Source organism: Caulobacter sp. GW456-12-1-14-TSB4 (assembly GCF_059424195.1).
This window is the reverse complement of record NZ_JBWKZF010000046.1, coordinates 1-25,347: the sequence shown is the minus strand read 5'-3', so window position 1 is coordinate 25,347 and position 25,347 is coordinate 1. Positions and strand designations below refer to the sequence as shown.

The 25,347-nt window shown below is 68.7% G+C and carries 24 protein-coding genes, 1 tRNA gene and 1 pseudogene; 12 read left to right on the top strand and 14 right to left on the bottom strand.

All coding sequences use genetic code 11. From position 1 onward, the window contains the following. Window positions 1-15: 15 nt before the first annotated feature. Window positions 16-1,236, bottom strand: coding sequence for a methionine gamma-lyase (locus AC07YH_RS25360; RefSeq protein WP_494749672.1), 1,221 nt, complete (start codon window positions 1,234-1,236; stop codon window positions 16-18). A 107-nt stretch (window positions 1,237-1,343) separates the two neighbouring features. Here AC07YH_RS25360 and AC07YH_RS25355 point away from each other — a divergent pair, with 107 nt between their 5' ends. The 4 genes from AC07YH_RS25355 to AC07YH_RS25340 all read left to right on the top strand — a co-directional run bounded on the left by AC07YH_RS25355 (window position 1,344) and on the right by AC07YH_RS25340 (window position 6,011). Next, window positions 1,344-1,802: an Lrp/AsnC family transcriptional regulator gene (locus tag AC07YH_RS25355; RefSeq protein ID WP_494749671.1), complete on the top strand. Its 459-nt coding sequence runs from the start codon at window positions 1,344-1,346 to the stop codon at window positions 1,800-1,802. A 91-nt stretch (window positions 1,803-1,893) separates the two neighbouring features. Further along, on the top strand, window positions 1,894-3,294 hold the full coding sequence (locus tag AC07YH_RS25350; RefSeq protein WP_494749670.1) for a sensor histidine kinase: 1,401 nt from the start codon (window positions 1,894-1,896) through the stop codon (window positions 3,292-3,294). Window positions 3,295-3,453: 159 nt separating this feature from the next. Then, a complete protein-coding gene (locus AC07YH_RS25345; RefSeq protein WP_494749669.1) occupies window positions 3,454-4,857 on the top strand; it encodes a glycoside hydrolase family 47 protein in 1,404 nt (467 codons plus the stop codon). A 140-nt stretch (window positions 4,858-4,997) separates the two neighbouring features. Next, on the top strand, window positions 4,998-6,011 hold the full coding sequence (locus AC07YH_RS25340) for a glycerophosphodiester phosphodiesterase family protein (protein WP_494749668.1): 1,014 nt from the start codon (window positions 4,998-5,000) through the stop codon (window positions 6,009-6,011). Window positions 6,012-6,072: 61 nt separating this feature from the next. Here AC07YH_RS25340 and AC07YH_RS25335 read toward each other — a convergent pair. The 6 genes from AC07YH_RS25335 to AC07YH_RS25310 all read right to left on the bottom strand — a co-directional run bounded on the left by AC07YH_RS25335 (window position 6,073) and on the right by AC07YH_RS25310 (window position 9,299). Next, window positions 6,073-6,149 (bottom strand) — tRNA-Met (locus AC07YH_RS25335). Window positions 6,150-6,200: 51 nt separating this feature from the next. Then, entirely contained in the window at window positions 6,201-7,244 is a 1,044-nt protein-coding gene (locus AC07YH_RS25330) for a glycosyltransferase (protein ID WP_494749667.1), read from the bottom strand. Between the two features lie 69 nt (window positions 7,245-7,313). Beyond that, window positions 7,314-8,438: an NAD(P)/FAD-dependent oxidoreductase gene (locus AC07YH_RS25325; RefSeq protein WP_494749666.1), complete on the bottom strand. Its 1,125-nt coding sequence runs from the start codon at window positions 8,436-8,438 to the stop codon at window positions 7,314-7,316. Then, window positions 8,435-8,722, bottom strand: coding sequence for a type II toxin-antitoxin system RelE/ParE family toxin (locus AC07YH_RS25320; protein WP_494749665.1), 288 nt, complete (start codon window positions 8,720-8,722; stop codon window positions 8,435-8,437). Before AC07YH_RS25320 ends, AC07YH_RS25325 begins: the two co-directional genes overlap by 4 nt. Then, on the bottom strand, window positions 8,719-9,024 hold the full coding sequence (locus AC07YH_RS25315; RefSeq protein WP_494749664.1) for a hypothetical protein: 306 nt from the start codon (window positions 9,022-9,024) through the stop codon (window positions 8,719-8,721). Before AC07YH_RS25315 ends, AC07YH_RS25320 begins: the two co-directional genes overlap by 4 nt. Next, a complete protein-coding gene (locus AC07YH_RS25310; RefSeq protein ID WP_494749663.1) occupies window positions 9,021-9,299 on the bottom strand; it encodes a hypothetical protein in 279 nt (92 codons plus the stop codon). Before AC07YH_RS25310 ends, AC07YH_RS25315 begins: the two co-directional genes overlap by 4 nt. 103 nt (window positions 9,300-9,402) lie before the next feature. On the opposite strand from AC07YH_RS25310, the gene AC07YH_RS25305 reads away from it, so the two are divergent. Then, window positions 9,403-10,215: a TonB family protein gene (locus AC07YH_RS25305; protein ID WP_494749662.1), complete on the top strand. Its 813-nt coding sequence runs from the start codon at window positions 9,403-9,405 to the stop codon at window positions 10,213-10,215. A 20-nt stretch (window positions 10,216-10,235) separates the two neighbouring features. Next, window positions 10,236-11,069 carry a hypothetical protein gene (locus tag AC07YH_RS25300; RefSeq protein WP_494749661.1) on the top strand — a complete coding sequence of 278 codons (834 nt, stop codon included), beginning with the start codon at window positions 10,236-10,238 and terminating at the stop codon, window positions 11,067-11,069. Here the strand turns inward: AC07YH_RS25300 and AC07YH_RS25295 are convergent. Next, window positions 11,066-14,497, bottom strand: coding sequence for an indolepyruvate ferredoxin oxidoreductase family protein (locus tag AC07YH_RS25295; RefSeq protein WP_494749660.1), 3,432 nt, complete (start codon window positions 14,495-14,497; stop codon window positions 11,066-11,068). The genes AC07YH_RS25300 and AC07YH_RS25295 overlap by 4 nt on opposite strands. 142 nt (window positions 14,498-14,639) lie before the next feature. Here AC07YH_RS25295 and AC07YH_RS25290 point away from each other — a divergent pair, with 142 nt between their 5' ends. The 6 genes and pseudogenes from AC07YH_RS25290 to corA all read left to right on the top strand — a co-directional run bounded on the left by AC07YH_RS25290 (window position 14,640) and on the right by corA (window position 19,938). Further along, window positions 14,640-15,137 (top strand): Lrp/AsnC family transcriptional regulator, encoded by a 498-nt coding sequence (locus AC07YH_RS25290; RefSeq protein ID WP_494620631.1) that lies wholly within the window; start codon window positions 14,640-14,642, stop codon window positions 15,135-15,137. Between the two features lie 65 nt (window positions 15,138-15,202). Next, window positions 15,203-16,480 (top strand): MFS transporter, encoded by a 1,278-nt coding sequence (locus AC07YH_RS25285; protein ID WP_494749659.1) that lies wholly within the window; start codon window positions 15,203-15,205, stop codon window positions 16,478-16,480. 95 nt (window positions 16,481-16,575) lie between these two features. After that, window positions 16,576-17,469, top strand: a complete 894-nt coding sequence (locus AC07YH_RS25280; RefSeq protein WP_494749658.1) for a pirin family protein — start codon at window positions 16,576-16,578, stop codon at window positions 17,467-17,469. A gap of 97 nt (window positions 17,470-17,566) precedes the next feature. After that, on the top strand, window positions 17,567-17,866 hold the full coding sequence (locus tag AC07YH_RS25275) for a hypothetical protein (RefSeq protein ID WP_494749657.1): 300 nt from the start codon (window positions 17,567-17,569) through the stop codon (window positions 17,864-17,866). A gap of 81 nt (window positions 17,867-17,947) precedes the next feature. Further along, the gene (locus AC07YH_RS25270) at window positions 17,948-18,967 is read left to right on the top strand and encodes an adenosine deaminase (RefSeq protein WP_494749656.1); all 1,020 of its coding nucleotides are present in this window, start codon (window positions 17,948-17,950) and stop codon (window positions 18,965-18,967) included. A 4-nt stretch (window positions 18,968-18,971) separates the two neighbouring features. Next, window positions 18,972-19,938: pseudogene (gene corA / locus AC07YH_RS25265) on the top strand (magnesium/cobalt transporter CorA). On the opposite strand, the gene AC07YH_RS25260 reads toward corA, so the two are convergent. The 6 genes from AC07YH_RS25260 to AC07YH_RS25235 all read right to left on the bottom strand — a co-directional run bounded on the left by AC07YH_RS25260 (window position 19,939) and on the right by AC07YH_RS25235 (window position 25,286). After that, window positions 19,939-21,150, bottom strand: a complete 1,212-nt coding sequence (locus tag AC07YH_RS25260) for a hypothetical protein (protein WP_494749655.1) — start codon at window positions 21,148-21,150, stop codon at window positions 19,939-19,941. Between the two features lie 69 nt (window positions 21,151-21,219). Continuing rightward, window positions 21,220-21,762 (bottom strand): transporter, encoded by a 543-nt coding sequence (locus AC07YH_RS25255; RefSeq protein WP_494749654.1) that lies wholly within the window; start codon window positions 21,760-21,762, stop codon window positions 21,220-21,222. After that, window positions 21,759-22,064 carry a PadR family transcriptional regulator gene (locus AC07YH_RS25250; RefSeq protein ID WP_494749653.1) on the bottom strand — a complete coding sequence of 102 codons (306 nt, stop codon included), beginning with the start codon at window positions 22,062-22,064 and terminating at the stop codon, window positions 21,759-21,761. Before AC07YH_RS25250 ends, AC07YH_RS25255 begins: the two co-directional genes overlap by 4 nt. A 43-nt stretch (window positions 22,065-22,107) precedes the next feature. Next, window positions 22,108-22,581 (bottom strand): DUF2199 domain-containing protein, encoded by a 474-nt coding sequence (locus tag AC07YH_RS25245; RefSeq protein WP_494749652.1) that lies wholly within the window; start codon window positions 22,579-22,581, stop codon window positions 22,108-22,110. Between the two features lie 52 nt (window positions 22,582-22,633). Next, entirely contained in the window at window positions 22,634-23,620 is a 987-nt protein-coding gene (locus AC07YH_RS25240) for a DegT/DnrJ/EryC1/StrS family aminotransferase (RefSeq protein ID WP_494749651.1), read from the bottom strand. A 115-nt stretch (window positions 23,621-23,735) separates the two neighbouring features. Beyond that, window positions 23,736-25,286 carry a class I adenylate-forming enzyme family protein gene (locus AC07YH_RS25235; RefSeq protein ID WP_494749650.1) on the bottom strand — a complete coding sequence of 517 codons (1,551 nt, stop codon included), beginning with the start codon at window positions 25,284-25,286 and terminating at the stop codon, window positions 23,736-23,738. Window positions 25,287-25,347 lie beyond the last annotated feature (61 nt).

Sequence of the window (25,347 nt, the reverse complement as noted above, 5' to 3'; positions counted from 1 at the left end):
GAGACGGAGGGGGCGCTAAACCAGCGCCACCGCCTTCTCCGCCTCCATCGCCCCCTCCAGGTCCCCCAGGATATCCGCCACGTCCTCCAGCCCCACCGACAGCCGCACCAGCCCCTCGCTGATCCCCGCCGCCGCCCGTTCCTCCAGCGAATAGGGCGAGTGCGTCATGCTGGCCGGGTGCTGGATCAGCGTCTCGGCGTCCCCCAGCGACACCGCTCGGCGGATCAGCGCCAGCCGGTTCATCAGCGCCGCGCCCGCCGCGTGGCCGCCCTTCAGTTCAAAGGCGATCATCCCCCCGCCGCCGGCCATCTGGCGCTCGGCCAGGGCCCGTTGCGGGAAGCTCTGGAGACCGGGATAGGACACCCACGCCACCGCCGGATGCGCCTCCAGCCAGCGCGCCACGGCGTGAGCGCTCTGGCCGTGGCGGGCCATACGTAACGACAGGGTCTTGAGCCCCCGCATGACCAGGAAGGCGGTGAACGGCGACATCACCGCGCCGGTCATGTCCTTGACGCCGATCAGCCGCACGCGGGCCATGTCCTCGACGCCGCCGACCGCGATGCCGCCCACCAGGTCGCCGTGGCCGCCCAGATACTTGGTCGCCGAGTGGACGACGATGTCGGCCCCCAGGCTCAGCGGCCGGGTCAGGACCGGCGTGGCGTAGGTGTTGTCGACCACCACCTTGACGCCAGCCCCCTTTTCTCCGGCGCCGTGGGCGATCGCGCTGATCGCGGCGATGTCCACCAGGCGCATGTTCGGATTGGCCGGGGTCTCGAAATAGACGATCCGCGTCCGGTCCGAGATCGCCGCGGCCAGGGCCCGCGGATCGGTCATGTCGACCGTCTTCACGCTGATCCCGAACCGGGTCAGGCCGTCGCGCAGCAAGGCATAGGTGCAGCCGTAGAGCGTCTGGTCGGTGATCACCTCGTCACCCGCCCGCAGGAAGCTCCACAGGACAGCGGTGATCGCGCCCATGCCCGAGGCGGTGGCGACGGCGGCCTCGCCGCCCTCCAGGCTGGCCAGGCGACGCTCCAGGAGGTCCGTCGTCGGATTGGAGACCCGCGAATAGAAATAGCCTTCCCGCGTCCCGGCGAACATCTCGCCGCCGGCCTCGGCGCTCTCGAAAGCGAAGGTCGAGGTCAGGTGCACCGGCGGCGTCAGCGCCCCGTGCTCGTCGGCCGGATCGTAGCCCGCATGGATGGCCCGCGTGGAGAAGCCGCCTTGATCGTTGCGCATGTCTCACTCCTTGTTGGGGTGAGAGTGACGCGGAGTTCGATGGCATAGATTGCGAAGTCTGCCACGATGGGGTTCAATTTTGGCAGATTCTGCTCAAGAGGCCGCACGTGGACACCAAGGACCGCCAGATCATCCGCGAGCTGCAGAAGGACGGCCGGCTGACCAACCAGGACCTGGCCGAGCGGGTGAACCTGTCGCCCTCGCCCTGCCTGCGCCGGGTGCGCAACCTGGAGGCCGCCGGGGTGATCACCGGCTACACCGCCCTGGTGGACCAGAAGGCCTATGGCCTGCCGATCACCGTCTTCGTGCGCGTGCGCCTGAACAGTCCCAGCCAGGACCTGATCACCGGCTTCGAGGCGCAAGTGCAGCGGATCGACCAGATCCAGGACTGCTTCCTGCTGGCGGGCAGCGACGACTATCTGCTGCGGGTGATCATCGACAGCCTGGAGGCCTATGAGGACTTCATGCGGCGCAAGCTGCACGCCATCCCCGGCATCGCCTCGATCGACACCAGCTTCGCCTATGGCGTGGTCAAGCAGACGCGCGTGTTCCCAATCGCGAATTGAACTGGCGCGCGCTAGGTGCGGCAATTCGTCCGACAGGCTGTCACGGGAATTTCAGCCCACCGCCGGACCGCGACCGCTACCATGGCGAACGATGATCAACGAAGCGCCGCCTCTGTCCGGGTCGCCCAGCGTCACCACGGCGCTGAAGCATGCCCCTTTGGGTATCGCGATCTTCGACAGCGAGATGCGCTACCTGGCCGCCTCGCGACAGTACCTGACCGACCAGCACCTGCCGCCGGACATGCCGCTGATCGGTCGCAAGCACTACGAGGTCTTCCCCGAGATCCCCGAGAAGTGGCGCATCCTGCACGCCCGGGTCATCTCCGAGGGCGTCGAGCTGCGCCACGAGGGCGACCCCTATGTCGATCGCGAAGGCCGCACCGAGTGGATCCGCTGGTCGATGGCCCCCTGGCGCCAGGACAATGGCGAGATCGGCGGCCTGATCCTCTACACCGAGGTGGTCACCGCCACGATCGAGGCGCGCATCAAGCTGGAGGCCGCCGAGGCCCGCTATCGCGCCGTGTTCGACCAGGCCGCCATGGGCGTGGCCCGCCTGACGCCGACGGGCGAGATCCTGGAGGCCAATGACAGCTTCTGCGCCCTGCTCCAGCGCGACCGCGACGTGCTGCTGGGCGTGGCGCTGCAAAGCCTGGTGCACCCGGACTTCATGCACCAGACCTTGGTGCAGAGCGCGGCCCTGCTGTCGGGCGAGATCGAGACCTGCTCGGCCGAGCGGCGCTTCCTGGTCGGCAACAGCGACGCCTGGATCCACCTGACCGCCTCGATGGTCCGCATCGATGACGCGCCGGCCTATATCCTGGCGATCATCTCCGACATCAGCGCCCGCAAGGAGGCCGAGGACGCCCAGGCACGCCACCAGAGCCAGCTGCGCCTGCTGATCAACGAGCTGAACCACCGGGTGAAGAACACCCTGGCGACGGTCCAGTCGATGGCCGCCCAGACCCTGCGCAACGAGCCCGATCCGGTGGTGGCCTTCGAGAAGTTCGAGGCGCGCCTGCTGGGCCTGTCGGGCGTGCACGACATCCTGACCCGCGAGAGCTGGCATGGCGCCGAGCTGCAGGAAGTGGTCGAACGCGCCCTGCGCCCCTTCGACCAGGCCGGCGCGCGCTTCACCATCAACGGCCCGCCCGTGCGCCTGCAACCGGGCGGGGCCCTGACCATGGCGCTGATCCTGCACGAGATGGCCACCAACGCCCTGAAGTACGGGGCGCTATCGACCGCCGAGGGCCGCGTGGCGCTGTCCTGGACCTATGCGCCCGCCGACCGCGCCCTGGAAGTCGCCTGGACCGAGGCTGGCGGCCCGCCGGTGACCGCGCCCACGCGCCGGGGCTTCGGCTCGCGCCTGATCGAGCGCAGCCTGGGCGGCGAGCTGAAAGGCGCGGCGACCATGGAGTACCGGCCCGAAGGTCTGGCCTGCGTCCTGCGCGCCCGCCTGCCCGAGACGCCCGAGAACGAAGCCGCGCACGGCTAGCGCAAGCCTATGGCGGGTCACCGCTCGCCGCGGCGTCCTTGTTCTTGAGAAGTCTCTCGCGGATCCCACACGCCAGACTCTTCGCCGACCGGGACGTCGTCGTCCCGGTCGGCCTTCTCCCCCCTCGCCCAAGCGCTCGACCGTCAGTAGGCTGGCGCCATGACGCTCGCCCGACTCACCCGCCGCTCCACGTTCCTGTCGCTCGCCGCCGCCGGTCTCGCGCCCGGCCTGGCCGCCGCCGCGCCCAAGAAAGGCGCCCCGAAGGAGGACTGGAAGGCGCTGGCCGCCGACGTCCGCAAGGAGTTCCAGTGGGCCTGGCAGGGCTATGTCGCCAAGGCCTGGGGCAAGGACGAGATCAATCCCGTCAGCGGCACGTCGCAGTCGTTCTTCGTCGAGGGCCATGACTTGGGCCTGTCGCTGGTCGAGGCGCTGGATACGCTGTGGATCATGGGCCTGGACGCCGAGTTCCAGGCCGGCGTCGACTGGGTGAAGTCGTCGCTGAACTTCGACGTCAATGGCGAGGCGCAGGTCTTCGAGACCAATATCCGCCTGGTCGGCGGCCTGATCTCGGCGCACCTGGCCTGCGGCGATCCCGTGCTGCTGGCCAAGGCCAAGGACCTGGCCGACCGCCTGCTGAAGGCCTTCGACGCCTCGCCCTACGGCCTGCCCTGGCGCTATGTGAACCTGAAGACCGGCGCGGTCCGCGATCCCGAGACCAATCTCGCCGAGATCGGCACCTACATCACCGAGTTCGGCGTGCTGAGCCAGCTGACCGGCGACAAGCGCTATTTCGACGTCGCCAAGAAGGCCATGAAGCACGCGCTCGACAAGCGCTCGAAGATCGGCCTGATGGCCGCCAATATCGACGCCCGCACCGGCGAATGGATCAGCCGCACGGCCAGCATCGATATCTATGCCGACAGCTTCTACGAATATCTGTGGGACGCCTGGGAGCTGTTCGGCGACGAGGATTGCAAGCGCTGGGCCCAGGAAGTCACCGCCGCCCAGCTGGCCCACCAGGCCAAGCGCTATGACGGCCGCCTGTGGTTCCCGATGGTCGATTACGAGACCGGCGCGGTGCTGAACACCAGCCAGAGCGAGCTGGCCGCCTACTATGCGGGCCTGCTGGCCCAGGTCGGCTTCAAGAAGGAAGGCGACGACTACCTGGCCTCGTTCACCGAGATGCAGGCCACGTTCGGCGTCATCCCGGAGTCGATCGACGTCGCCACCCGCCAGGCCCGCCGCAAGGGCACCGGCCTGCGCCCCGAATATGCCGACGCCTGTCTGAACCTGTGGCTGCTGGACCGCGACGACCGCTATCGCGCGCTGACGGCGATCCACTATCGGGAGATGAAGGCCACCAGCAAGGCGGCCTACGGCTACACCGCGCTGAAGGACATCACCACCAAGCCGATGACCCAGGGCGACAACTGCCCCGGCTACTGGTGGTCCGAGCAGATGAAGTACTACTACCTGATCTTCTCGGACACGCCGCGCATCGACTATCGCACCCTGCAGCTCAGCACCGAGGCCAACGTCCTGCGTGGTTTCCGAAAGGTTTAGCTTTCCCTAACCCTGGACAACTTGTCGCACCTGAAAGCGTGGGGCCGCCGCCGTCCCGCGACGTCATCCCATTGAGTCCGAACTGCCGCACGCCTGTTGCGTGAATCAGCGATGCAGCACTCGGCTCGGGGGATTGGATCATGCGACTTCCCACGTACGCGTTTGCGCTGGCCCTCGCGGCCTTGGCTCTTCCGGTTCTGGCCGGTTCGGCCCATGCCGCCGACCTTCGGGAGCGGCTCTATGATCCGGCTGACGGCGTCATGGTCGTCGCCCACCGCGCCTGCCATTCGGCCGCTCCGTCGCGCGGCCTGGACAACCCCGTCCCCGAGAACTCCATCGCCGCCCTGGAGCGCTGCATCGCCCTGGGCGTCGATGTCGTCGAGATCGACGTGCGCCGCACCCAGGACGGCGCGCTGGTCGTCATGCACGACGCCAAGGTCGACCGCACCACCACCGGCAAGGGCAAGGTCTCGGACCTGACCCTGGGCGAGCTACAGGCCCTGCGCCTGAAGGCCGACGGCCAAGCCACCAACGCCGCCCCGCCGACCCTGTGCGCCTTCCTCAAGGCCGCGCGGGGCCGCATCCTGGTCAATCTCGACGTCAAGGAAGGCCCGCTGGCCGCCCAGGTCGCCCGCGTGGTCCACGACGTCGGCGCCGACGACTGGGTGCTGTTCAAGGCCCGCGCCGATCTGGGCGACGCGGCGATCGCCGACCAGCCGCTCTACAAGAACCTGGCCTTCATGCCGATCGTCGGCGGCAAGGGCGCGCCCGACCAGCTGGCCACGATCACCAACGCCCAGGCCCATGGCGCCCAGGCGATCCCGGCCATCGAGATGGACGCCCTGAAGAAGGACGGCTTCATCGCCGTGCGCGACGCCGCCCGCGCCGCCCGCGTCCGCCTCTGGACCAACAGTCTGACCGGCAAGGGCCTGAAAGGCCTGCCCGACGCGGCCGGCGACAGCCACGCCCTGACCGATCCGGGCAAGGCCTGGGGCGGCCTGATCGCGCAAGGCGTCAGCGTCGTCCAGACCGACCATCCGGCGGCGCTGCTGGACTATCTGAACGGCCAGGGCCTGCGCGGCGGCGCGATCACGGTGGCGGACGCGCGGTCGTCCCTGTCGGAACAACCCGCCGCGTCGCCCAGGAGCCGCTGAGCCGGAGCCATCGGCGTCGTGCTTGGAAGACTTTGAATTTTAAAGAGAAGTCAGTCCGTCCTGGTGGCGGGGGGCGGGATCGAACCGCCGACCTGTGGGTTATGAATCCACCGCTCTAACCATCTGAGCTACCCAGCCATCGCCAGGACGGACGGGGGTCATACTCCCGAGTCTGGTTCGCATCAAGCCTTAGGTGATCATTCCGTCGAGCGCTGCTTCCAAGCGCCGCGCCAGTTCGTCGGGGCCGTATTCGCTCAGCACCAGCGCGCGCGCCGCCGCGCCCAGGCGCTTGGCCATCTCGCGGTCGCTGATCAGCTCGCCCAGGGCTTCGCCCAGGCGGTCGGGGTCGTCGTCGGGCACCAGGCGGCCGGTGACGCCTTCCTTGAGGATCTCGACCGGCCCGTCGATCTCGGTGGCCACCACCGGCAGGCCGACGGCCATCGCCTCCAGCAGGGTCAGCGGGAAGCCCTCCTGGTGCGACGGGAAGGCGAAGAGGTCGCCCGTGGCCAGGAAACCGGCGACGTCGTCGGTCCAGCCGATCAGCTTCACGCACGGATCGAGATCCAGCTCCTTGATCAGCGCCTCCAGGTCGGCGCGTTCATCACCCTCGCCGGCGATCTCGCAGGTGACGTCGAAGTCCCAGGATCGCAGCCTGCCAATCGCGCGGATCAGGACGTCGAAGCCCTTCTTCGAGTGCAGCCGGCCGGCGGCGACGATCTTCACCGGCTTGCCTTCACGGCTGAAGGGGCTGGCCTGGACCTTGGGCGGTTTCACCGCATTCTGGACGACGTGGACGTGATCGGCCGGCGCGCCGCGCTCCAGGGCCAGATCGGCCAGGTGCTGGCCGACGCACAGATAGTGGGTCCCGGGCGTGACGTCGAAGCTGGGTTTGTGCACGCAGACGGCCTGGATGACATCGGCCGGAGCAGCCTTGGCGAACAGCCGCGCCGGGCGCTGGCCGTGGCTGAGTATGATCGCCGGCTTGGCCGAACGGACCACCGCGCGGGCCGCGCCCAGCGTGATCGGGTCCCAGTCGGTGAAGGCCGGCATGACGGTCAGCGGCGGGGTCCGGTCAGCCTGCGCCGCAGCCATCTTGCCGCCCTTGCGCACCACGCCGACGCAGCGGCCGCCGCGCTTGGCGGCCCAGGCCTCCAGGATCGGCTGATAGTCGAGGAACACCTGCTCCAGGCCGCCCAGCCCCTTGCCCAGCATGGCGTGCAGCAGGTTGGTCAAGGCAAGCTCCGGGGGCGGCGTTACAGGCGGCGGACCATCGGCGCGGGCCGATCCGGTGTCAACGCGAAGCTAGGCGGCGGGCTCCCCGAGCAGACGGCTGGCGACCTCCTCGCCGATCGCCAGCGAGCTGGTCAGGCCCGGGCTCTCGATGCCGAACAGCGCCATCAGGCCTTCGAAGCCGTGGTCCTCGACGCCGCGCAACTGGAAGTCGGGCTGCGGCTCGTCGGGGCCATGGATCTTGGGCCGCACGCCGGCATAGTCGGGCTGCAAGGCGCCGTCTGGCAGGCCCGGCCAGAACTTGCGGATATAGCCCGCGAACTCATCAGCCTTACTGGCATCGATCGAATAGTCGGGCGCGGAGACGTATTCCAGGTCCGGCCCGAACACCGCCTGGCCGCCCATGTCGTTGCGGTAGTGGGTGCCCAGCGCCCCATGGATCGGCGGCGGATAGACCAGCCGCTGGAATGGCGCCTTGCCGGTCAGCCGGAAATAGACGCCCTTGCCGTAGTGGGCCTTGGGGATGTGGTCGGCCGGGTAGCCTTCGATACGGCTGGCGACGTCCTGCGACGACAGGCCCGGCGCGGTGACCAGCAGGCGGCAGGTCAGGCGCGTGGGATCGGCCCCGCCCGCGCGCACCGTGAAGCCGCCGCTCGCCAAGGCCTCCGCGCCCTCGAACGGCGTCGACAGCACCACCGCCCCGCCGGCCGCCTCGATCTCGCCGTGCAGGGCCAGCATGTAGTCGTGGCTGGCGAACACGCCGCTTTCCGGCGACAGCAGCGCCGCGTGACAGTTGAGTCCCGGCTCCATCGCCCGCGCCTGGGCGCCGGTCAGCCGCTCCATGCCCTCGACATCGTTGGCCAGGGCCTGGTCCCAGATGGCGTCGAGACGGGCGATCTCGTCCTGCGACGTCGCCACCACCAGCTTGCCGCAGCGCTTGTAGGGCGCACCGTGCGCGTCGAGGAACGGGTACAGCCGCCGCCGCCCCTGCACGCACAGCTTCGCCTTCAGCGACCCGGTCGGATAGTACAGCCCGCCGTGAATGACCTCGGAATTGCGCGACGACACGCCCTGGCCGATATGCGCCTCGGCCTCCAGGACAACGACGCTCAGGCCACGCTTGGCCAAGGCGTAGCCACAGGCCAAGCCCACGGCGCCCGCGCCGACGACCACGGCGTCGAAGTCGAACTCGGTCATTTGAACGCCACCGGTTTTCTCGCGCCATGCCGGACGCGGAGGACGAGCACGTCCAGCTCACGGATGCGATAGAGGATGATGTACGGCGGAACCGTCACGCCCCTTACGCCCAGACCGAATTCAGGCTTCAGCCCATAGCCTTCGGGCGCGTTCGCCAAGCTCTGGCATCGTTGGAGGAGCTGACGGCCGAAAGCCGCCGCGGCCAGGGGTTTGTCGGCGGCGATATCCTTGCCGATCTGTTGGATGTCCTTCACGGCCAAGGCGCTCAGGCGAACTGGCCTCAAGCCTTGGCGTCCCGCGCGTTGGCCATGTGCTCGTACTTGGCGACCAGCGCGTGGAGGAACTCGAAGGCGTCGACCTCGCCAACGCCGGAGCCCACATCGACCTCGTCGGCCAACACCTTGAACGCAGCCTCTCCGCCGACCAATTCGACAGCGCGATAGTGCTCCAACTCCAGGAGCGACGCCGTCACCGCCTCGTCGAGCGTCGCGAACTCTCCAGCCACGACACGTTCATTCAGCTCCTCGACGGCGCCGACGGGGAGGTTCACCGAAACGACGGAAGCTGTCCGAACAGGCTTGTTCATGGCTTGGCCTTCAGGTCCGCCAGCATGTCGGACAGCGAGCGCTTGCCGCCAACCCAGTCGGCGGGGTCTTGCGTCTCGACCACTTCGAGCTTGTCCAGCAGGGCCTCGAGCTTGTCCGGGCCGCCGACGATCTCGGCCGCGCGGCGATAGTTCAACTCGGCCAGTTCGGCCGCGACGCCCTCGTCCAGCGAGGAGAATTCACCCCGCTCGACCCGCGCCTGCAGGTCGGCGGCGTCCTCGGCGGTGAGGGTCACGGTCACGGGCGGCTTGTTCATGGCGGGAAACCTAGCACGAACCTCCCGTCACGCCAGACCGCTTGCCAAACGCCCGCGCGACGGCTCACCCTGAGATTGAGATTCGCGGGGGCGCATCGAAGTCATGAAATCCTGGATTTTGATCGCCGTCGCGACGACGCTGATAGGCGGCGCGGCGAACGGGCAGGCGCTACACGCGATCCCTGGTGACCCGAAGGGCGCTCTGGTCTGGCGCATGAAGCTCAACGCCAACGACATCGCCGCGATCTATCCGCAGAAGGCCCAACGCGAGGAGAAGGCCGGCTGGGCGATCGTCGAGTGCCAGAGCCAGGCGACCGGCGACTTCAAGGACTGCCGGCTGCTGGGCGAAGCCCCGGCCGACTACGGGTTCGGCGAGGCGGCGCTGAAGCTGACCTCGAAGTTCAAGCTGGACCCGAAGAAGAACGACCCGGCCGAACTGGCGGGCGGCGTTGTCGCCATCCCGATCGTGCTGTTGACCCCGACGGGCGCGCCGGTTCCGCCGCGCGACGCCCTGGCCGGCGATCCGTCGGTCATGCTGACGCCGGCCGCCAAGGGGACCGCGCCCTGCCCGACCACGGCCACGCCGGCCCAGACCTGCGGCGTCCATCCGTTCACCTGGGCCAAGCGACCGCGCATCGCCGAGACCGCCGCCCTGGTGCGCGACGCGGCGATCACGCCGGCCAGCACCACCGTGCTCTGCCCCCTCGCCGAGGATATGAAGCTGGCCCGCTGCACGCTGACCGGTCCCGCTGATCCGAGCCAGGTTTCGGCCATGACCGGGCTGATCCCACTGTTCACCGCCCCGGCCCAGACCGATGACAAGGTCCCCGCCAAGGACGCCTTCGCCCTGGTCCAGTTCAACTGGGCGTCTCTGAAGCGCGCGGTCGAGGCCAGCGCTTTGACGCCTCGGCCCTAAGCCCTCTAGAGATTGCTGAAATGAAGAAGACCCTGCTGCTTCCGGTGGCCCTGCTGTCGCTCGCCGGGACCGCCAACGCCGAGCCCGCCAAACGCCCGTGGCGTCCGGAGATGACACGCCTTCCCACGAGCGGACAGTTCGGCCAAGTCCTCAAGCGTCTCCACGTGAAGGGCGAGCCGATCGGCTGGGCGCTCCTTCAATGCCATGTCGCGGCTTCGGGAGACTTGGCGCCCTGCAGCGTTATTCTCGAGGCGCCGGAGCCGGGCCTGATCGGCCAGATGGCCCTGGGGCTGGCGCCGTTCATGCGGGTCAAGCCCGCGATGGAGAACGGCAAAGCCGTGGACGGCGGCTCCATCTTCGTACCGATCAACATAGGCTCGGTACGAAATAACGGGGCGTTCAAGTCTTCCTATGTCGCGGGCAATCCGTCCTTCGCCGTCCTGCCTCCCGGCGACGCCAGGCCTGGCAGGATCAAGATTCCCTGCCCGACGGAAGCGGACCCTGCCGCGATCTGCCCTGCGCTCCCGATCTACTGGTCCGATACGCTGTCGCTGGAAGAGAACGCTCCGATGCTTCTCGAAGCCCAGCAAGCCACCGACTTCTCAGCCGTGTCGTGCCGGTACGCCGGGAACAACATCCTGGAGGATTGCCGGATCAAGGGTCAGGACGGTCCGCGGGTAAGCGCGACCGTTCACAAGATCCTTTCGACCCTCAAAGCGCCGAAGTGGGCGGACGACAACGCAGCGGTCACGCCGACCCGGGTAACGATCGTCTTCAACTGGACGATGCTCACCAAGGCTGCGGCGGCCATCGTGGCCGCCGCACCTGAATTGACTTCACCCAAGACGCCCTAAGCCCTGCCCCACTGCGCCCAGAGCTTGTCCTCGGCCGCCTTGGCGGTGACCACCGAGGCGTCCTTGACGTGGCCGTAGCCGCGGATCTGCTGCGGGATCTCGGCGATCTTCACCGCCAGCGGCAGGCTCTCCTTGGAGAGGCCGGCGGTCAGGCGGTCCAGGGTCGTCTCGTAGGACGCCATCAGGCCGCGCTCCATCCTGCGCTCCTCGGTGTGGCCGAAGAGGTCCAGGGCGCCGCCGCGCAGGCCCTTCATCCTGGCCATCATCGGGAAGGCGAGATCGAGCATCCAGCCGCCGAAGGCGATCTTCTTGGGCTTGCCGTCCGGCCCCTTGGGGGCCAGCAGCGGCGGGGAGAGCCAGACCTTGGCCTGACCGCCCTTGAAGGTCTCGGCCAGCTCGGCCTTGAAGCGACCGTCGGTGTAGAGGCGGGCGACCTCGTACTCGTCCTTGTAGGCCATCAGCTTGTAGAGGTTCACGGCCGCCGCGCGGGTCAACGCTTCGCCACCGAGCGCGGCTTCAGCCGCGCGCACCTTGGCCACCTTGTCGGCGTAACGCTGGGCGTAGGCGGCGTTCTGGTAGGCGGTCAGCTCGCCGATGCGGTGGGCGATCAGCTCGTCCAGCGGCATCACTTCCGGCGTGGCGACCTTCTCTTCCTTGACGGCGATCGACGACGGGTCGTGGGCGACGCGGCGGCCCAGCTCGAAGGCCTGCAGGTTGGCCTCGGCGTCGACGCCGTTCAGCTTGATGGCGCGGTAGAGGGCGCGGCTGGAGACCGGGATCACCCCGCGCTGCCAGGCGAAGCCCACCATGATCATGTTGGCGTAGATGGCGTCGCCGAACTCGGTTTCCGCCAGGCGCTGGGCCGGGCAGGCGTCGAACGTGTTGGTGGCGCCCTTCACGCGACGCGCCATGGCGTTGCTGTCGAACTTGACGTCGCGGCTGGTGACGAAGTCGGCGGTGGGGGCAAAGTCGCTGTTGCCGAAGGCGCGCGTGCGGTCCTTGGCGTAGAGCGAGAGGCCTTCCGGCGAAGCGGCCACCAGCAGGTCGCAGGCGATCAGCACGTCGGCGCTGGCGGCCGGCACGCGGCCGCCGACGATGGTCTCCTCGGTCTCGCCGATCTTGACGTGGCTGAACACCGAGCCGCCCTTTTGGGCCAGACCGGTCATGTCCACGACGCTGCCGGCGCGGCCGTCGATGTGGGCGGCCATGGCCAGGATCGAGGCCACGGTGGTGACGCCGGTGCCGCCCACGCCCGTGAACAGGATCTTGCGCACGCCGGTCAGCGGCTCGAACTCGGGCAGCGGCGTCGACTCGGCGGTCAGGGCCGCCGGGGTCTTCTTGGACTGGGCGCTCTCGGCCCCTTCCAGGGTGATGAACGAGGGGCAGTAGCCCTCGACGCAAGAGTAGTCCTGGTTACAGGACGACTGGTTGATCTTGCGCTTGCGGCCAAACTCGGTGGCCAGCGGCTCGACCGAGACGCAGTTGGACTTCACCGAGCAGTCGCCGCAGCCCTCGCAGACCAGCGGGTTGATGAAGACGCGCTTGGTCGCCTTGGGCATCGAGCCACGCTTGCGGCGGCGGCGCTTTTCGGTGGCGCAGGTCTGGTCATACAGCAGCACGGTCGTGCCGGGCGTCTCGCGCAGCATCTCCTGCACGCGCATCAGGTCCGAGCGCGGGAAGATCTCGACGCCGGGCGCCAGGTCGGTGACGCCCTGATAGCGCTCCAGCTCGTCGACGACGATGACGGTCTTGGTCACGCCCTCGGCCGCCAGCTGGCGGGTGATCTGGGCGGGGGTGAAGCCGCTCTCGGCGCGCTGGCCGCCGGTCATGGCGACGGCGTCGTTATAGAGCAGCTTGTAGGTGATGTTGGTCTTGGCCGCGACCGCGCCCCGGATCGCCAGCGAGCCGGAGTGGTTGTAGGTGCCGTCGCCCAGGTTCTGGAAGACGTGCTTTTCGCTGGTGAACGGCGCCGCGCCGACCCAGGTCAGGCCCTCGCCGCCCATGTGGGTGTTGAGGTCGGTCATCGGGTCGTTGAACCCGGCCATGTAGTGGCAGCCGATGCCGGCCAGGGCCCGCGAGCCCTCGGGCAGCTTGGTCGAGGTGTTGTGCGGACAGCCCGAGCAGAAGAACGGCTTGCGGGCCTGGTCGGCGGCCAGGCTGACGGCGGCGACGCCAGCGGCCGAGACGCGGTTCAGATAGGCGCGGGCCCGCTCCATGTGCGGGCCGTCCGGCAGTCGGTCGTAGATGGCCAGGGCGATTTCGGCCACCGACAGGGCGCCCAGCTCCGACAGCAGCGGCGCACCGCGTTCGTCGATCTTGCCGATGATGCGCGGCCGCGCCTGGGCGGGAAGGTCGTACAGCGCGGCGCGAGCCTGGGGCTCGATCAGGCCGCGCTTGTGCTCGATGACCATCAGGGTCTCGAGGCCGGCGGCGAAGGCGCGCAGGCCCAGCGGCTCCAGCGGCCAGGGCATGCCGACCTTGTAGATGGAGACGCCCAGGTCGGCGGCTTCCTGCAAGGTCATGCCCATGGCCGTGAAGGCCTCCAGCACGTCCTTGTAGGCCTGGCCCTGGCAGACGATGCCCAGGCGCGCCTTGCCGGCGCGCACGTGCTGAGCGCCCAGCACCACGCGGTCGATGTTGTTCGCGCGAGCGAAGGCCAGGGCGGCGGGCAGCTTGTGCAGCCGCATCCGCCGTTCCTTCTCCATCGGCTGGTCCTTCAGCCGGATGCCGAGACCGCCGGGCGGGAAGGCGAAGTCGGGGACGATGGCCTGGTGACGGTCCAGCGAGACATCGATGGTCACGCCCGAGTCCATGGTGTCGGCCAGGGCGATCATGCCCGTCCACAGACCCGAGAACCGCGACATGGCGATGCCGAGAATGCCGTAGTCGAGCACCTCCTGGACGTCGGCCGGCGACAGCACCGGCATCTCGAAGTCCTGGAAGGCGAATTCCGATTGCGACGGCAGGGTCGAGCTCTTGCAGCTGTGGTCGTCGCCGGCCACCGCCAGCACGCCGCCGGTCGGTAAGGTCCCGGCGAAATTGGCGTGCTTGAAGACGTCGCCGGTGCGGTCGACGCCGGGCGCCTTGCCGTACCACATGCCGAACACGCCATCATAAAGCGCGCCGGGGAACAGATTTGCCTGCTGGCTGCCCCACACGGCGGTGGCGGCGAGATCCTCGTTGAGGCCTTCCTGGAAGACCACATCGTGCGCGGTCAGCAGTTTCTTGATGCGCGCGGCCTGCTGGTCCAGGCCGCCCAGCGGCGAGCCGCGATAGCCCGACAGATAGCCGCCGGTGTTCAGCCCGGCCAGGCGATCGAGACGCTTACGATCCAGCAAAACCCGGAGGAGAGCTTGCACGCCAGTGATGAAGGCGCGGCCATCTTCGAGCACATATTTGTCGTCTAGAGTGACTTCCGAGTGCCGCATGGCAAAAATTTTCCTCCTGGGTCTTCCCGCCCGCTACGCAATATCTTATAGAAGCGCGGAAATTGTTTGCCCAAGGCGTGCCCGACTCAGGCCCTCTTTGCGCAAAATTGGAGCGTCAACGCCCACTTGGGGGAGGAATTTCTTGTCCGAACAACTCGACGCCGTGGATGCCAAGATCCTCGATCTCATCCAACACGACGCCGGACTGTCTGTCGCCGAGATCGCCGAACGAGTCGGCCTCTCGTCCAGCCCGTGCTGGCGCCGGATCAAGCGCCTTGAAGACGCCGGCGTCATCCAGCGTCGCGTGACCATCCTGGACCGCGAAAAGCTGGGCCTGGGCTTCGAAGTCTATTGCACCGTCAAGCTGTCCCTTCCGACCAAGGATAATCTGGACACGTTCGAACAGGCGGTCGGCAAGTGGGCCGAGGTCGTGCAGTGCGCCACCGTCACCGGCGCCGCCGACTACGAGATGCGCATCGTCACCCGCGACATGCACGCCTTCGACGAATTCCTGCGCGAGAAGCTGCTGTCGCTGGGCCTGGTGTCCAACATCGAGAGCCGCATCGTCATCCGCGGCGTCAAGAACTCGACGGCCGTGCCGCTGGGCCTGGTCAGCCCGTACGTCAGCCCGCTGAGCTGATCTGAATTCCGGAGCGCGGTCGGGGGGCCGCGCTCCAGACACCCGACATCGAAGAGGAGGCCGCGATGGCCGGATCGAGCACTGGTAGTGCGTCGACGCGACGCGTGCTGGCCGCCAGCCTGATCGGCACGGCGGTGGAGTTCTACGACTTCTATATCTACGCCACCGCCGCCTCGCTGGTGTTCGGGCCGCTGTTCTTCCCGTCCAGCTCGCCGGCCGCGCAACTCCTGGCCTCCTATGCCAGTCTCAGCGTCGCCTTCATCGCCCGGCCGCTGGGCTCGCTGGTATTCGGCCACTTCGGCGATCGCATCGGCCGCAAGTCGACCCTGGTCGCCTCGCTGCTGATCATGGGCGGATCGACCCTGGCCGTCGCCTTCCTGCCGACCTACGCCATGGCCGGCTGGATCGCGCCGTTCCTGCTGTGCCTGCTGCGCTTTGGCCAGGGCTTTGGCCTGGGCGGCGAGTGGGGCGGGGCCGCGCTGCTGGCGGTCGAGAACGCCCCGCCCGGCTGGCGCGCGCGGTTCGGCATGTTCCCGCAGCTGGGCGCGCCGGTCGGCTTCATCGCCGCCAACGGCCTGTTCCTGCTGCTGGGCGCCCTCCTGACGCCGGAGCAGTTCCAGGCCTGGGGCTGGCGCCTGCCGTTCCTGGGCAGCGCCGCGCTGGTGGGCGTGGGCCTGTGGATCCGCCTGAAGCTGACCGAGACCGCCGCCTTCCGGGCCGCCGCGCAAGAGGCCCCGCCGGCCCATGTGCCGGTCGCCGAGCTGATGCGCACCCATGCCCGGGAAGTCATCGGCGGCACCTTCGCCGTCGTGGCCTGCTTCGCGCTCTTCTACCTGACCACCGCCTTCTCGCTGGGCTATGGCGTCACGACCCTGGGCTACGGCCGGCAGGTGTTCCTGGGCGTCCTGCTGTTCGCCATCCTGTTCATGGCCGCCGGCATTGTCTGGGCCGGCTACTGGTCGGATGCGACCAGCCCGCGCCGGGTGCTGATGACCGGCTCGGTGCTGACCATCGTCGCCGGCGCGGCCCTGGCCCCGATGATGGGCGCCGGCTCGCTGTGGCTGATCGGCGCGTTCCTGTCGGCCGCCTTGGTGGTCATGGGCCTGGTCTACGGACCGCTCGGCGCCTGGCTGCCCAGCCTGTTCCCGGCCCGGGTGCGCTACACCGGCGCGTCGATCGCCTTCAATGTCGGCGGCGTCATCGGCGGCGGCATGACCCCGGCCATCGCCCAAGCCCTGGCCACCCATGGCGGGCTGAAGCTGGTGGGCCTCTATCTCGCCGGCGCCGGCGCGATCAGCCTGATCGCCCTGCTGCCGCTGAAGAAGGCCGCCGATACGCTGTAGGGTCCAAAAACGCGAACCTTGCATTGCCGCCTTTGAGCAAGACGAGGCGGCCTGGTCCCAGCTAAGCTCCGCTCATTCCTTCCCGGAGCCGCCCCATGATCGACCTCGTCATCGAAGCCCGCCGCCACGACATCGGAAACTTCGAGGTCGGCCGCGTGCTGCCCTTCCACGCCAAGCGGATGGTCGGCCCGTTCACCTTCCTGGACCACATGGGGCCGGCCGAGTTCGCGCCGGGCTTCCCCAAGAGCGCCGACGTCCGCCCGCACCCGCACATCGGCCTGTCGACCCTGTCGTACCTGTTCCAGGGCGAGATCACCCACCGCGACAGCGTCGGCTCGCTGGCCGTGATCAAGCCGGGCGAGGTCAACTGGATGACCGCCGGCGCAGGCATCACCCACTCCGAACGCTTCGAGACCCTGCGTCGCCAGGGCGGCCGCATGGACGGCATGCAGGCCTGGATCGCCCTGCCCAAGGAATATGAAGAGGTCGACCCCAGCTTCAGCCACCACGAAGGCCCGGCCGAGCTGCCGTCCTACGAGAGCGGCGGGCTGAAGGCGCGGCTGATCGCCGGCGAGGCGTTCGGGGCCAAGGCCAGCGTGCCGGTGTTCTCGCCGCTGTTCTACGTCCACTGGGAGCTGGAGCCGGGCACGGTCGCGTCCTTGCCGGCCGAATATTCTGAGCGCGCGGCCTATGTCGCCGACGGCCGGGTCGAGGTCGATGGACGCGAGCTGTCGGCCCTGCAGATGGCCGTCTTCGCGCCGGGCGACACCGTGGTCTTCAAGGCCCTGGAGCGCTCGACCGTCATGCTGCTGGGCGGCGAGCCGATCGGCCCACGCTTCATGGAGTGGAACTTCGTCTCCTCGTCCAAGGATCGCCTGGAGCAGGCCAAGGCCGACTGGAAGGCCGGCCGCATGAAGCTGCCCGACCTGGACCACGACGAGTTCATCCCCCTGCCGGAAGCGCCGCCGAAGACGCCACAGCCGATGTAGGCGACCGCCGCGCGTCAGACAGGCAAGCGCAACCGATCGGGCGCGTCCGGATTATTCTCAGACCCGGCGCCAAGGCCGGACTTGGGAGAAGACGCTCATGCGTATCGTGACGATCGCGGCCGTGGCCGCCCTGGGCCTGACGGTCATGGCTTGCGAGAACAAGGCCGAGAAGGCTCAGGAAGCGACGACCGAAAGCGCCACCGCCGCCAATGCGGCGGCCACCGCCTCGCAGGCCGCGACCGACGCCGCCAACGCTTCGGCCGATGCGGCGGCCGCGCCGACCGAGGCTTCGAAGGAAGCCGCCGGCGACGCCGCCGCCTCCGCGGGCGCCGCCGCCGAAAAGGCCGGCGACGAAGCCAAGAAGGCCGGCGAAAAGGCCAAGGACGCCGCGCACTAGTTCAGCGCTCGCTGTCATCCCGCGCTTTAGGCGCGGGATGATGGTTGAAACCTTCGTCGGCCGAGGCTCATAACAGCCCCCATGACCGACACCGCCTCAATCGACTTCGTCCGCGGCCTCCCGAAGGCCGAGCTTCACATGCATATCGAGGGCAGCCTCGAGCCCGAGCTGATGTTCGAGCTGGCCCAGCGCAATGGGATCACCCTGCCCTTCGCCTCGGTGGAGGAAATCCGCGCGGCCTACGACTTCTCGAACCTGCAGGACTTCCTGGACATCTATTACCAGGGCGCGGGCGTGCTGCAGACGGCCGAGGACTTCAAGGACCTGGCCCTGGCCTATTTCAAGCGCCTGGCGGCCGATGGCGGCACGCACGCCGAGATCTTCTTCGATCCCCAGACCCACACCGATCGCGGCATCGCCTTCGGCGTCGTCATGGAAGGCCTGCTGGCCGGCATGGATGAGGCCGAGAAGACCCTGGGCGTCACGTCCAAGCTGATCCTCTGCTTCCTGCGCCACCTGTCGGAAGAGGCCGCGTTCGAGACGCTGGAACTGGCCAAGCCGTGGCTGAACAAGCTGGCCGGCGTGGGCCTCGACAGCTCCGAAGTCGGCCACCCGCCGGCCAAGTTCGCCCGCGTCATGCAGGCCTCGCGCGATCTGGGCCTCAAGGTCGTGGCCCACGCCGGCGAGGAAGGCCCGCCGGCCTATGTCTGGGAAGCCATCGACCTGGTGAAGGTCGATCGCATCGACCACGGCAACCGCGCCCTGGAAGACGAGGCCCTGACCCAGCGCCTGGTCGCCGACGGCACGACCCTGACGGTCTGCCCGCTGTCGAACCTGAAGCTGTGCGGCGTGCCCAGCCTGGATGTTCACCCGCTGAAAAAGATGCTGAGCCTGGGCCTGAAGGCGACCGTGAACTCCGACGACCCGGCCTATTTCGGCGGCTACCTGCTGGAGAACTACATGGCCACCGCCGGCGCTGTGGGCCTGACCCGCGACGAGATCGTCACCCTGGCCAAGAACAGCTTCACCGGCTCGTTCCTGAGCGAGGCCGAGAAGGCCGAGCGGGTGGCCAAGGTCGAGGCCTACGCGGCCGCGCACTAGTCCCGTGACCGTCGTCGCCGCCAGCGCCTATGTGAAGGGCGAGGTCGTCCGGCCGCTCAGCCTGGACGACCCCGACGGCCTGCAGCCGCGCGAGGACGAGTTCGTCTGGATCGGCCTCGTCGAGCCCGACGAAGCCGAACTGCGGGTGCTGCAGCAGGCCTTCCACCTGCACCCGCTGGCGGTCGAGGACGCGCTGAACGCCAAGCAGACGCCCAAGGTCGATGTCTATGGCGATCAGCTGTTCGTGGTGGCCAAGACCGCCCACCTGCTGGACGACCGCATCGAATATGGCGAGACCGACTTCTTCGTCGGCCGCCGCCATCTGATCACCGTCCGCCACGGCTCGGCCCGCGCCCATACCGAGCTGCGCGCCCAGCTGGAGGCCGCCCCGGGCCTGCTGGGGCATGGCGTCGACTATGTGCTGCACGCGGTGCTGGACTTCATCGTCGATGGCTACATGCCGATCGTCGACCAGATCGAGGAAGACCTGATCGGCTTCGAGCGCCGGGCGCTGGACGCCTTCCTGACCCGCGCCGAGATCGCCCGCATCTTCACCCTTCGCCGAGCGCTGATGAAGTTCAAGAAGCTGCTGGGACCGATGACCCAGGTGGTCAGCGCCCTGGAGCATCATGACCTGCCCTGCATCGACAGCGACGTGCGGGCCTATTTCCGCGACGTCCGCGACCACATCCAGCGCACCGAACTGCTGGTCGACAGCCTGCGCGAGGTGCTGACCTTCGTTTTCGAGATCAGCAGCCTGCTGGAAACAGCGCCAGGGCGTGATTACCCGCCAACTGGCCGCCTGGGCCGCCATCCTGGCCGTGCCGACGGCGGTGGCCGGGATCTACGGCATGAACTTCGAGCACATGCCCGAGCTGAAGTGGACCTATGGCTATCCGGCGGTGATCGCGGGCATCGTGGTGATCTGCGGCCTGCTGTACCGGCGCTTCAAGAAGACCGGCTGGCTCTAGCTAGTTCCTGGGCTTCAGCAGGTCGGCGCCTCGGAAGAACACCGCGCGCCGTTCCGTGTCGGTATAGAAGAAGCCCCGCTCCACCCGGCCGCTGTCATAGCGCAGGGTCATCGTATAGCCGTCGATCCGATAGGTCCCCTGGCGGTCGGCGGCGCTGTTTCCACTGCGTCGCGCGCTGCCGCCGCCGAAGTTGGGGCCTGACACCGAGCCGGCCGAGCCTTCGTCGTCATAGACGTTCGCCGCCGCGATCCGCGCGTCGCCCACGCCCGTCGTCCCGCCCGCCCCGCCGGTGTTGAAGGCCGAGAACCGGCCGTTCGGCGTGAAGCCGACACCCCGGATCGACCACGACCCCGCGCCGCCGCCGATCTGGTACGAGGACGAGGTCTTGTACTGGCCGCTCAAGGTCTCGCCCGGCCGCCCGGGCAGGCGGACCAGTTCGCCGGGCGGCGTCTGGAACGCCGCGCCGCCGAACGACAGCTGGTAGGACGCGCCCTGCTTGCGCCAGCGGCCCCACCGCCCGGCTTCCCGCGCCTTGGAGGCTCCAACGTCGAAATCGCGCTCGGCCGGCAGGTCGCGGCGGACGCTGCCGTCCTTCAGCAGCAGGTAGGTGCTCTCGTTCATCTGCAGACCGCCGATCCCGTAGATCTGGCTCCAGGAATAGACGATCGCCTCGATCTCGCCGTCCTTGACCGCGCCGGCCGGCGGCGGTCCGGCCTTGACCGGCGTCGTCGCTGGGGACGGCGGCGATGCGGCGGGCTTGCCGGGCCCGACGGGCGACGCGGGCTCGGCGCAGGCATGGACCACCAGGTCCGACACCGCCCCGACGTGCGGCTTCAGGTCCGGATCATCCGGCGTGGTCAGCAGCTCGGCATAGCGGTTGGCGCCGTCCTGGCCCCTACAGGCCATGGCCAGGACCATGGTCGCGCCGGACCCGCCCTTCAGCATGGCCATGCCGCTGGCCACGCCGCGATGGGCCGGCTGCGTTCCTGGGGCCGAGGCCAGGGTCGCGCCTTGGGGCGGCTGCTGCATTCGGCGCAGGAACCAGGCGTCGAGATCGCCCTGCGCTCCCGGCTCGACATATAGCCTCAGCTCGACCTTGGACGCGCCGGCGGGGCGGTAGACCTTATAGTCAGGTGGGCCGGCCACCTGGCTCCAGCCGGCCGGGGTGAACGCCACCGCGCCGGCGGCCAGCAAACTCGCGGAAAGAAACACCAACAGCCCTCACGTCGCCTTTGACGCGAAGGTGGCGATGAATCGTGACGCCAAAGTGGAAGCTTGACCCTAGGCGGCCGAGCGCCGGCCGTAGGTCCGCACCAGCAGCGCCACCACGATCGCCAGGGCCAACAACCCCGCGATCTCGATCGACACGGCGCGGCAGAAGCTCAGCGACCGGAAGTCCGGAGTCAGCAGCGGAGCCAAAGCCGCATAGCTAGCCGCCACGATGAAACAGGGTCCGCCCGCGCGGATGACGACACCGAGCCCCAGGCGCGCGGTCAGCAACGCGCCCGCGCCGGCGATCAGGCCCAGCCCCGCAAACACCATGGCCAGCCCCGCGTCGGCGGTGGCCAACCGCCAGGCCAGATGCGCCAGCAGCCCAGCCCACAACAGCGCGCCAGCCGCCAGTCCCCACCGCGCGAAGACCGCCACCGAGCGCGGATCGCTCGCGCGCCAGCCGATCGCGGCCAGCACGCCGCCGAGAGCGAAGCCCAAGCGTTGAGCGGCCGGCAGATGCGCCAGCTCCGCCGCGATCGCCCGCGCCCAATCGCGTCGCCGTTCCGGAGCGATCCTGATCGCCAGGTCCGCCAGGCGTTGGGTCCAGCTCATGCCAAGGCTCCTTTCAGGGAGGGGGTCGCCGAAGCTTCATGCGCCGCCTCGCGGGCGGCCGCCCTGCCCTCGGCGGTCAGGCGGTAGACGTGCCGCGACGGACGCCCCGGCTCGGCGGCGTCACGCCACTCGGCCTCCAGCAGGCCCGTCGATTGCAGCCGCGCCAGCAAGGGATAGAGCGTGCCCGAAGCCAGCCCCGTCTCGCGTGACAGGTCATAGCCGTGCCGCCACGCGGCGGGTTCGGTGAGAAGCGCCGCGAGAAGGGCTTTCGCCTGCTGAGAGGGCTTGCGTTTCCGTTCCATGGATTAACTCTACATATGTAGAGTTAAGAGTCAAACGCCGACGCTAGGCCTCGCAGACCGCGAGGATCTCGCGGTGCCGCGCTGCGTCGATGCCGTCGCGTTGCTCCTGCGCCAGGCGGCTCTTGTCGCCTTCCGACAGGGTCAGGGTCGGGCGCTCTTCGGGGTCCTGGAACTGGATCAGCAGGCGGGTGCCAAGGGTCGTGCCGGGATAGGGCGCGAGCTTGTTGGCGAGCTTGGCCGGGTGCGGCGGTTCCTCGCGGCCGTCGGCGTCATAGAGGTCGAGGTAGCGTTCGAAGACTTCCGCATCGACCTCGGCCCAGGCGCCCCAGCCGAAATAGTCGTCGGTCCCTTTCAGGGGCACCGGCAGGATGCAGCGGATGAAGAAGCGGTCACCCCATTGGCACAGGTCTTCGCTGTAGCGGACCTGCTCGTCCTGGTCGGCTTCTGACAGCGCCCAGACTTCGTCCGGCAACTCGAAGCCCCAGTCCAGGGACAGCTCTTGAGACTCGTCGGCCATCGCAACCTTCGGCGTGAGGATCAGCGCCGAATGACTAGGCGATTGCGCGGCCTTAGGCCACCGCGTCGCGCAGGGCGTCGCACAGGCGGTCCAGGCTCTCGATGTCGAGGTTTGGGTCCAGCGTGATGACCACGGTCGAGGCCGCCAGGTGGTCGGCGGTCGGGGTGTCGTCGGCGACGAGCGAGCGATCGCGCACGGAGCAGCTGGCGGGCACGCCGGCCGCGTGGAGCTTCCAGGCCACGGCGCCGGCGTCATCGGTGGGCAGGGACAGGGCGCAGGTCTGCGAGATCCAGCTCATGCCCCAGCCGGGCTGGAAGCCGACGCCGCTGTCCAGCAGCAAGACGCGCAGTTGCTGGGCCGTGCCGCACAGGCGCTGGCGCAGGCCCGGCCAGGCGGCCAGGCCATCCTCACCGGCGAAGGGCTGCGCCTCGATGGCGTTGATGGCGGTGGCGTCCTCGCAGGCGACGAACACGCCCGACCCAGCGGGGAGGCCCACCAAAACAGGAACCGGGGCTTCGATCACCACGTCGAAGGCGCCGGCCGCGTCGACCAGGATCGGCAGGCCGGTCTCGGCGCGGAAGGCGGCCCAGGCGCGCATGTCGGGGGCGCGGCCATGGGCGGCGGCGGGGACGATGGCTTCCAGCGGACCGGGCGCCTCGGGCAGGCGGGCGCGCAGGTGGCCGGTGTCGAACATGGCGCTGAACGGATCGACGTCGACCAGCCAGGCCTTGAGGCCGGCGGCGGCGACGCCGGCCAGGGTCTCGGGATCGGCCAGGGCCGAGACGACGCAGACGCCGCCTTCACGCACGCCCAGGGCCTTCAGCGCGGCGGCGGTGGCCTCGACCCGCTCGGCGAAGGCGCGGACGGCGACCGGACGGGCGAAGCGGGACGCCAGCCGTTGGTCGAGGTCGGAAGCATAGCCGGCGACGCCCAGGGCGGCGGCGACCGCGTCGAAGTCGATCGGCGCGCCGGACGCGCGGACAAAGCTCTTCCCTTGGGGAGGGGCGATGATCGGAGCAGCGGCGGGCTTCGGGAGCATTTCGGACGCAATCCACGACGAACCGGGCGACCTCCATGGCCGCACCATATGGTTAAGCAACCGTATTCATCGATTCCATCTGGCCTAATGTGGCGCGCCGTCGCGGCAAAAAAGTCTAGGCGGTAGGCTGAATCTGCCCCAAACCTTGCCAAGTGTCGCGCAGCTCGCGCTTCAGCACCTTGCCGATGTGGCTGCGCGGCAGGCTGTCGACGACCTGCACATCGGCCAGTCTTTGCGTCTTGCCGACCTGGCCGTTGACGAAGGTCTTGATCGCCTCGGCGTCAGCCTGACCGCGCACCGCCACGAAGGCCACCGGGGTCTCGCCCCAGGCGTCCGACGGCACGCCGACCACCGCCGCCTCGACCACGGCCGGGTGCTGCACCAGCACCGCCTCCAGGTCGGACGGATAGATGTTGAAGCCGCCGCTGATGATCATGTCCTTCTTGCGATCCATCAGGGTCAGGAACCCTTCCTCATCGAAGCGGCCGACATCGCCCGTGCGGATGAAGCTCCAGCCCTCGGGCGAGGTCCAGGTGGCCTCGGCGGTCTTGTCCGGGCGGCCGTGATAGCCGTTCATCATGCCGGCCGAGCGCCCGACGATCTCGCCGACCACGCCGGGGCCGACCTGGACGCCGTCCTCGTCGATCAGGCGGATGTCGTGACCGAGCGCGGGCTGGCCGACCGTGTGCAGCTTGTCCGGATGCTCGTGGGCGATGAGGATGCAGGTGCCGCCGCCCTCGGTCATGCCGAAATACTCGACCAGGCCGCCGGGCCAGCGCTTGAGCACCTGGGCCTTGAGTTCGGCGGAGAACGGGGCGCTGGTGCAGAACTTCAGGTGGGTCGAGGACAGGTCGTAGCTGTCGAAGTCGGCCCGCTCCATCAGGCGGCGGTACTGCACCGGCACCAGCATGGTGTGGGTCATGCGATGCTTCTGGGCGAGGTCCAAGTACTTGGCCGCGTCGAACTTCTTCATCAGCACGACGGTCCCGCCACCAGCCAGCGTGGGGAAGAAGCAGACCAGGGTGGTGTTCGAATAGAGCGGGGTCGAGAGCACCGACACCGCCGTCGGCCCGTAGCCGACCGCGTCGCCTCGGAACACGTGCTTCCAGCGCATGCCGTGCGACTGGACAATGCCCTTGGGCGTGCCGGTCGTGCCGCTGGAATAGATGATGTTGAAGGGATGCTCGGGGCCGATCTCGACCGGCTGCGGCTTGGCGCCCTCGGGGGCCAGCCAGGCGTCGAAGGCGTCGGTGTCGAAGCGGATGGGACGGACCGGGATCGGCGCTTGTGCCTGGGCCTCGGCCACGCCGGCGTCGAGGAAGAACAGCTTGGCCCCGCAGTCGGCGACCATGCCGGCGATGGCGTCCGGCGTCGAGGACGGGGCGATCGGGGCGACGGCGACGCCGGCGCGCAGGCCGCCGAGGAACAGCGCCGCATAGGGGATTGAGGACAGGGCGCAGACGGCGACGGCCTCGCCGGGAGCGACGCTGTCACGCTGCAGGGCGGCGGCGACGCGATCGGTCAGGGCGTCGAGCTGGGCGTAGGTCACCGCCTCGCCGGTCTCCATGATCACGGCCGGATGGTCGGGGGCCTCCTCGGCGCGAGCGCGGAGGATGTCGCCCATCACGCCGTAGTCGGCGGACATCATGGCGGCGATGGTGGTCATGGGGACGCCTCTAACGCTTAGCTCCCTTCCCCCTTGGATGGGGGAAGGGTTGGGGGATGGG

What these genes read in the sequence shown, in the direction of transcription:
- AC07YH_RS25325 (WP_494749666.1), bottom strand. Translation starts at nt 8,438, where the DNA reads ATGACCGAGTTCGACTTCGACGCCGTGGTCGTCGGCGCGGGCGCCGTG.
- AC07YH_RS25255 (WP_494749654.1), bottom strand. Translation starts at nt 21,762, where the DNA reads ATGAGCTGGACCCAACGCCTGGCGGACCTGGCGATCAGGATCGCTCCG.
- AC07YH_RS25240 (WP_494749651.1), bottom strand. Translation starts at nt 23,620, where the DNA reads ATGCTCCCGAAGCCCGCCGCTGCTCCGATCATCGCCCCTCCCCAAGGG.
- AC07YH_RS25360 (WP_494749672.1), bottom strand. Translation starts at nt 1,236, where the DNA reads ATGCGCAACGATCAAGGCGGCTTCTCCACGCGGGCCATCCATGCGGGC.
- AC07YH_RS25245 (WP_494749652.1), bottom strand. Translation starts at nt 22,581, where the DNA reads ATGGCCGACGAGTCTCAAGAGCTGTCCCTGGACTGGGGCTTCGAGTTG.
- AC07YH_RS25295 (WP_494749660.1), bottom strand. Translation starts at nt 14,497, where the DNA reads ATGCGGCACTCGGAAGTCACTCTAGACGACAAATATGTGCTCGAAGAT.
- AC07YH_RS25345 (WP_494749669.1), top strand. Translation starts at nt 3,454, where the DNA reads ATGACGCTCGCCCGACTCACCCGCCGCTCCACGTTCCTGTCGCTCGCC.
- AC07YH_RS25350 (WP_494749670.1), top strand. Translation starts at nt 1,894, where the DNA reads ATGATCAACGAAGCGCCGCCTCTGTCCGGGTCGCCCAGCGTCACCACG.
- AC07YH_RS25310 (WP_494749663.1), bottom strand. Translation starts at nt 9,299, where the DNA reads ATGAACAAGCCGCCCGTGACCGTGACCCTCACCGCCGAGGACGCCGCC.
- AC07YH_RS25285 (WP_494749659.1), top strand. Translation starts at nt 15,203, where the DNA reads ATGGCCGGATCGAGCACTGGTAGTGCGTCGACGCGACGCGTGCTGGCC.
- AC07YH_RS25250 (WP_494749653.1), bottom strand. Translation starts at nt 22,064, where the DNA reads ATGGAACGGAAACGCAAGCCCTCTCAGCAGGCGAAAGCCCTTCTCGCG.
- AC07YH_RS25300 (WP_494749661.1), top strand. Translation starts at nt 10,236, where the DNA reads ATGAAGAAGACCCTGCTGCTTCCGGTGGCCCTGCTGTCGCTCGCCGGG.
- AC07YH_RS25275 (WP_494749657.1), top strand. Translation starts at nt 17,567, where the DNA reads ATGCGTATCGTGACGATCGCGGCCGTGGCCGCCCTGGGCCTGACGGTC.
- AC07YH_RS25340 (WP_494749668.1), top strand. Translation starts at nt 4,998, where the DNA reads ATGCGACTTCCCACGTACGCGTTTGCGCTGGCCCTCGCGGCCTTGGCT.
- AC07YH_RS25305 (WP_494749662.1), top strand. Translation starts at nt 9,403, where the DNA reads ATGAAATCCTGGATTTTGATCGCCGTCGCGACGACGCTGATAGGCGGC.
- AC07YH_RS25280 (WP_494749658.1), top strand. Translation starts at nt 16,576, where the DNA reads ATGATCGACCTCGTCATCGAAGCCCGCCGCCACGACATCGGAAACTTC.
- AC07YH_RS25270 (WP_494749656.1), top strand. Translation starts at nt 17,948, where the DNA reads ATGACCGACACCGCCTCAATCGACTTCGTCCGCGGCCTCCCGAAGGCC.
- AC07YH_RS25315 (WP_494749664.1), bottom strand. Translation starts at nt 9,024, where the DNA reads ATGAACAAGCCTGTTCGGACAGCTTCCGTCGTTTCGGTGAACCTCCCC.
- AC07YH_RS25235 (WP_494749650.1), bottom strand. Translation starts at nt 25,286, where the DNA reads ATGACCACCATCGCCGCCATGATGTCCGCCGACTACGGCGTGATGGGC.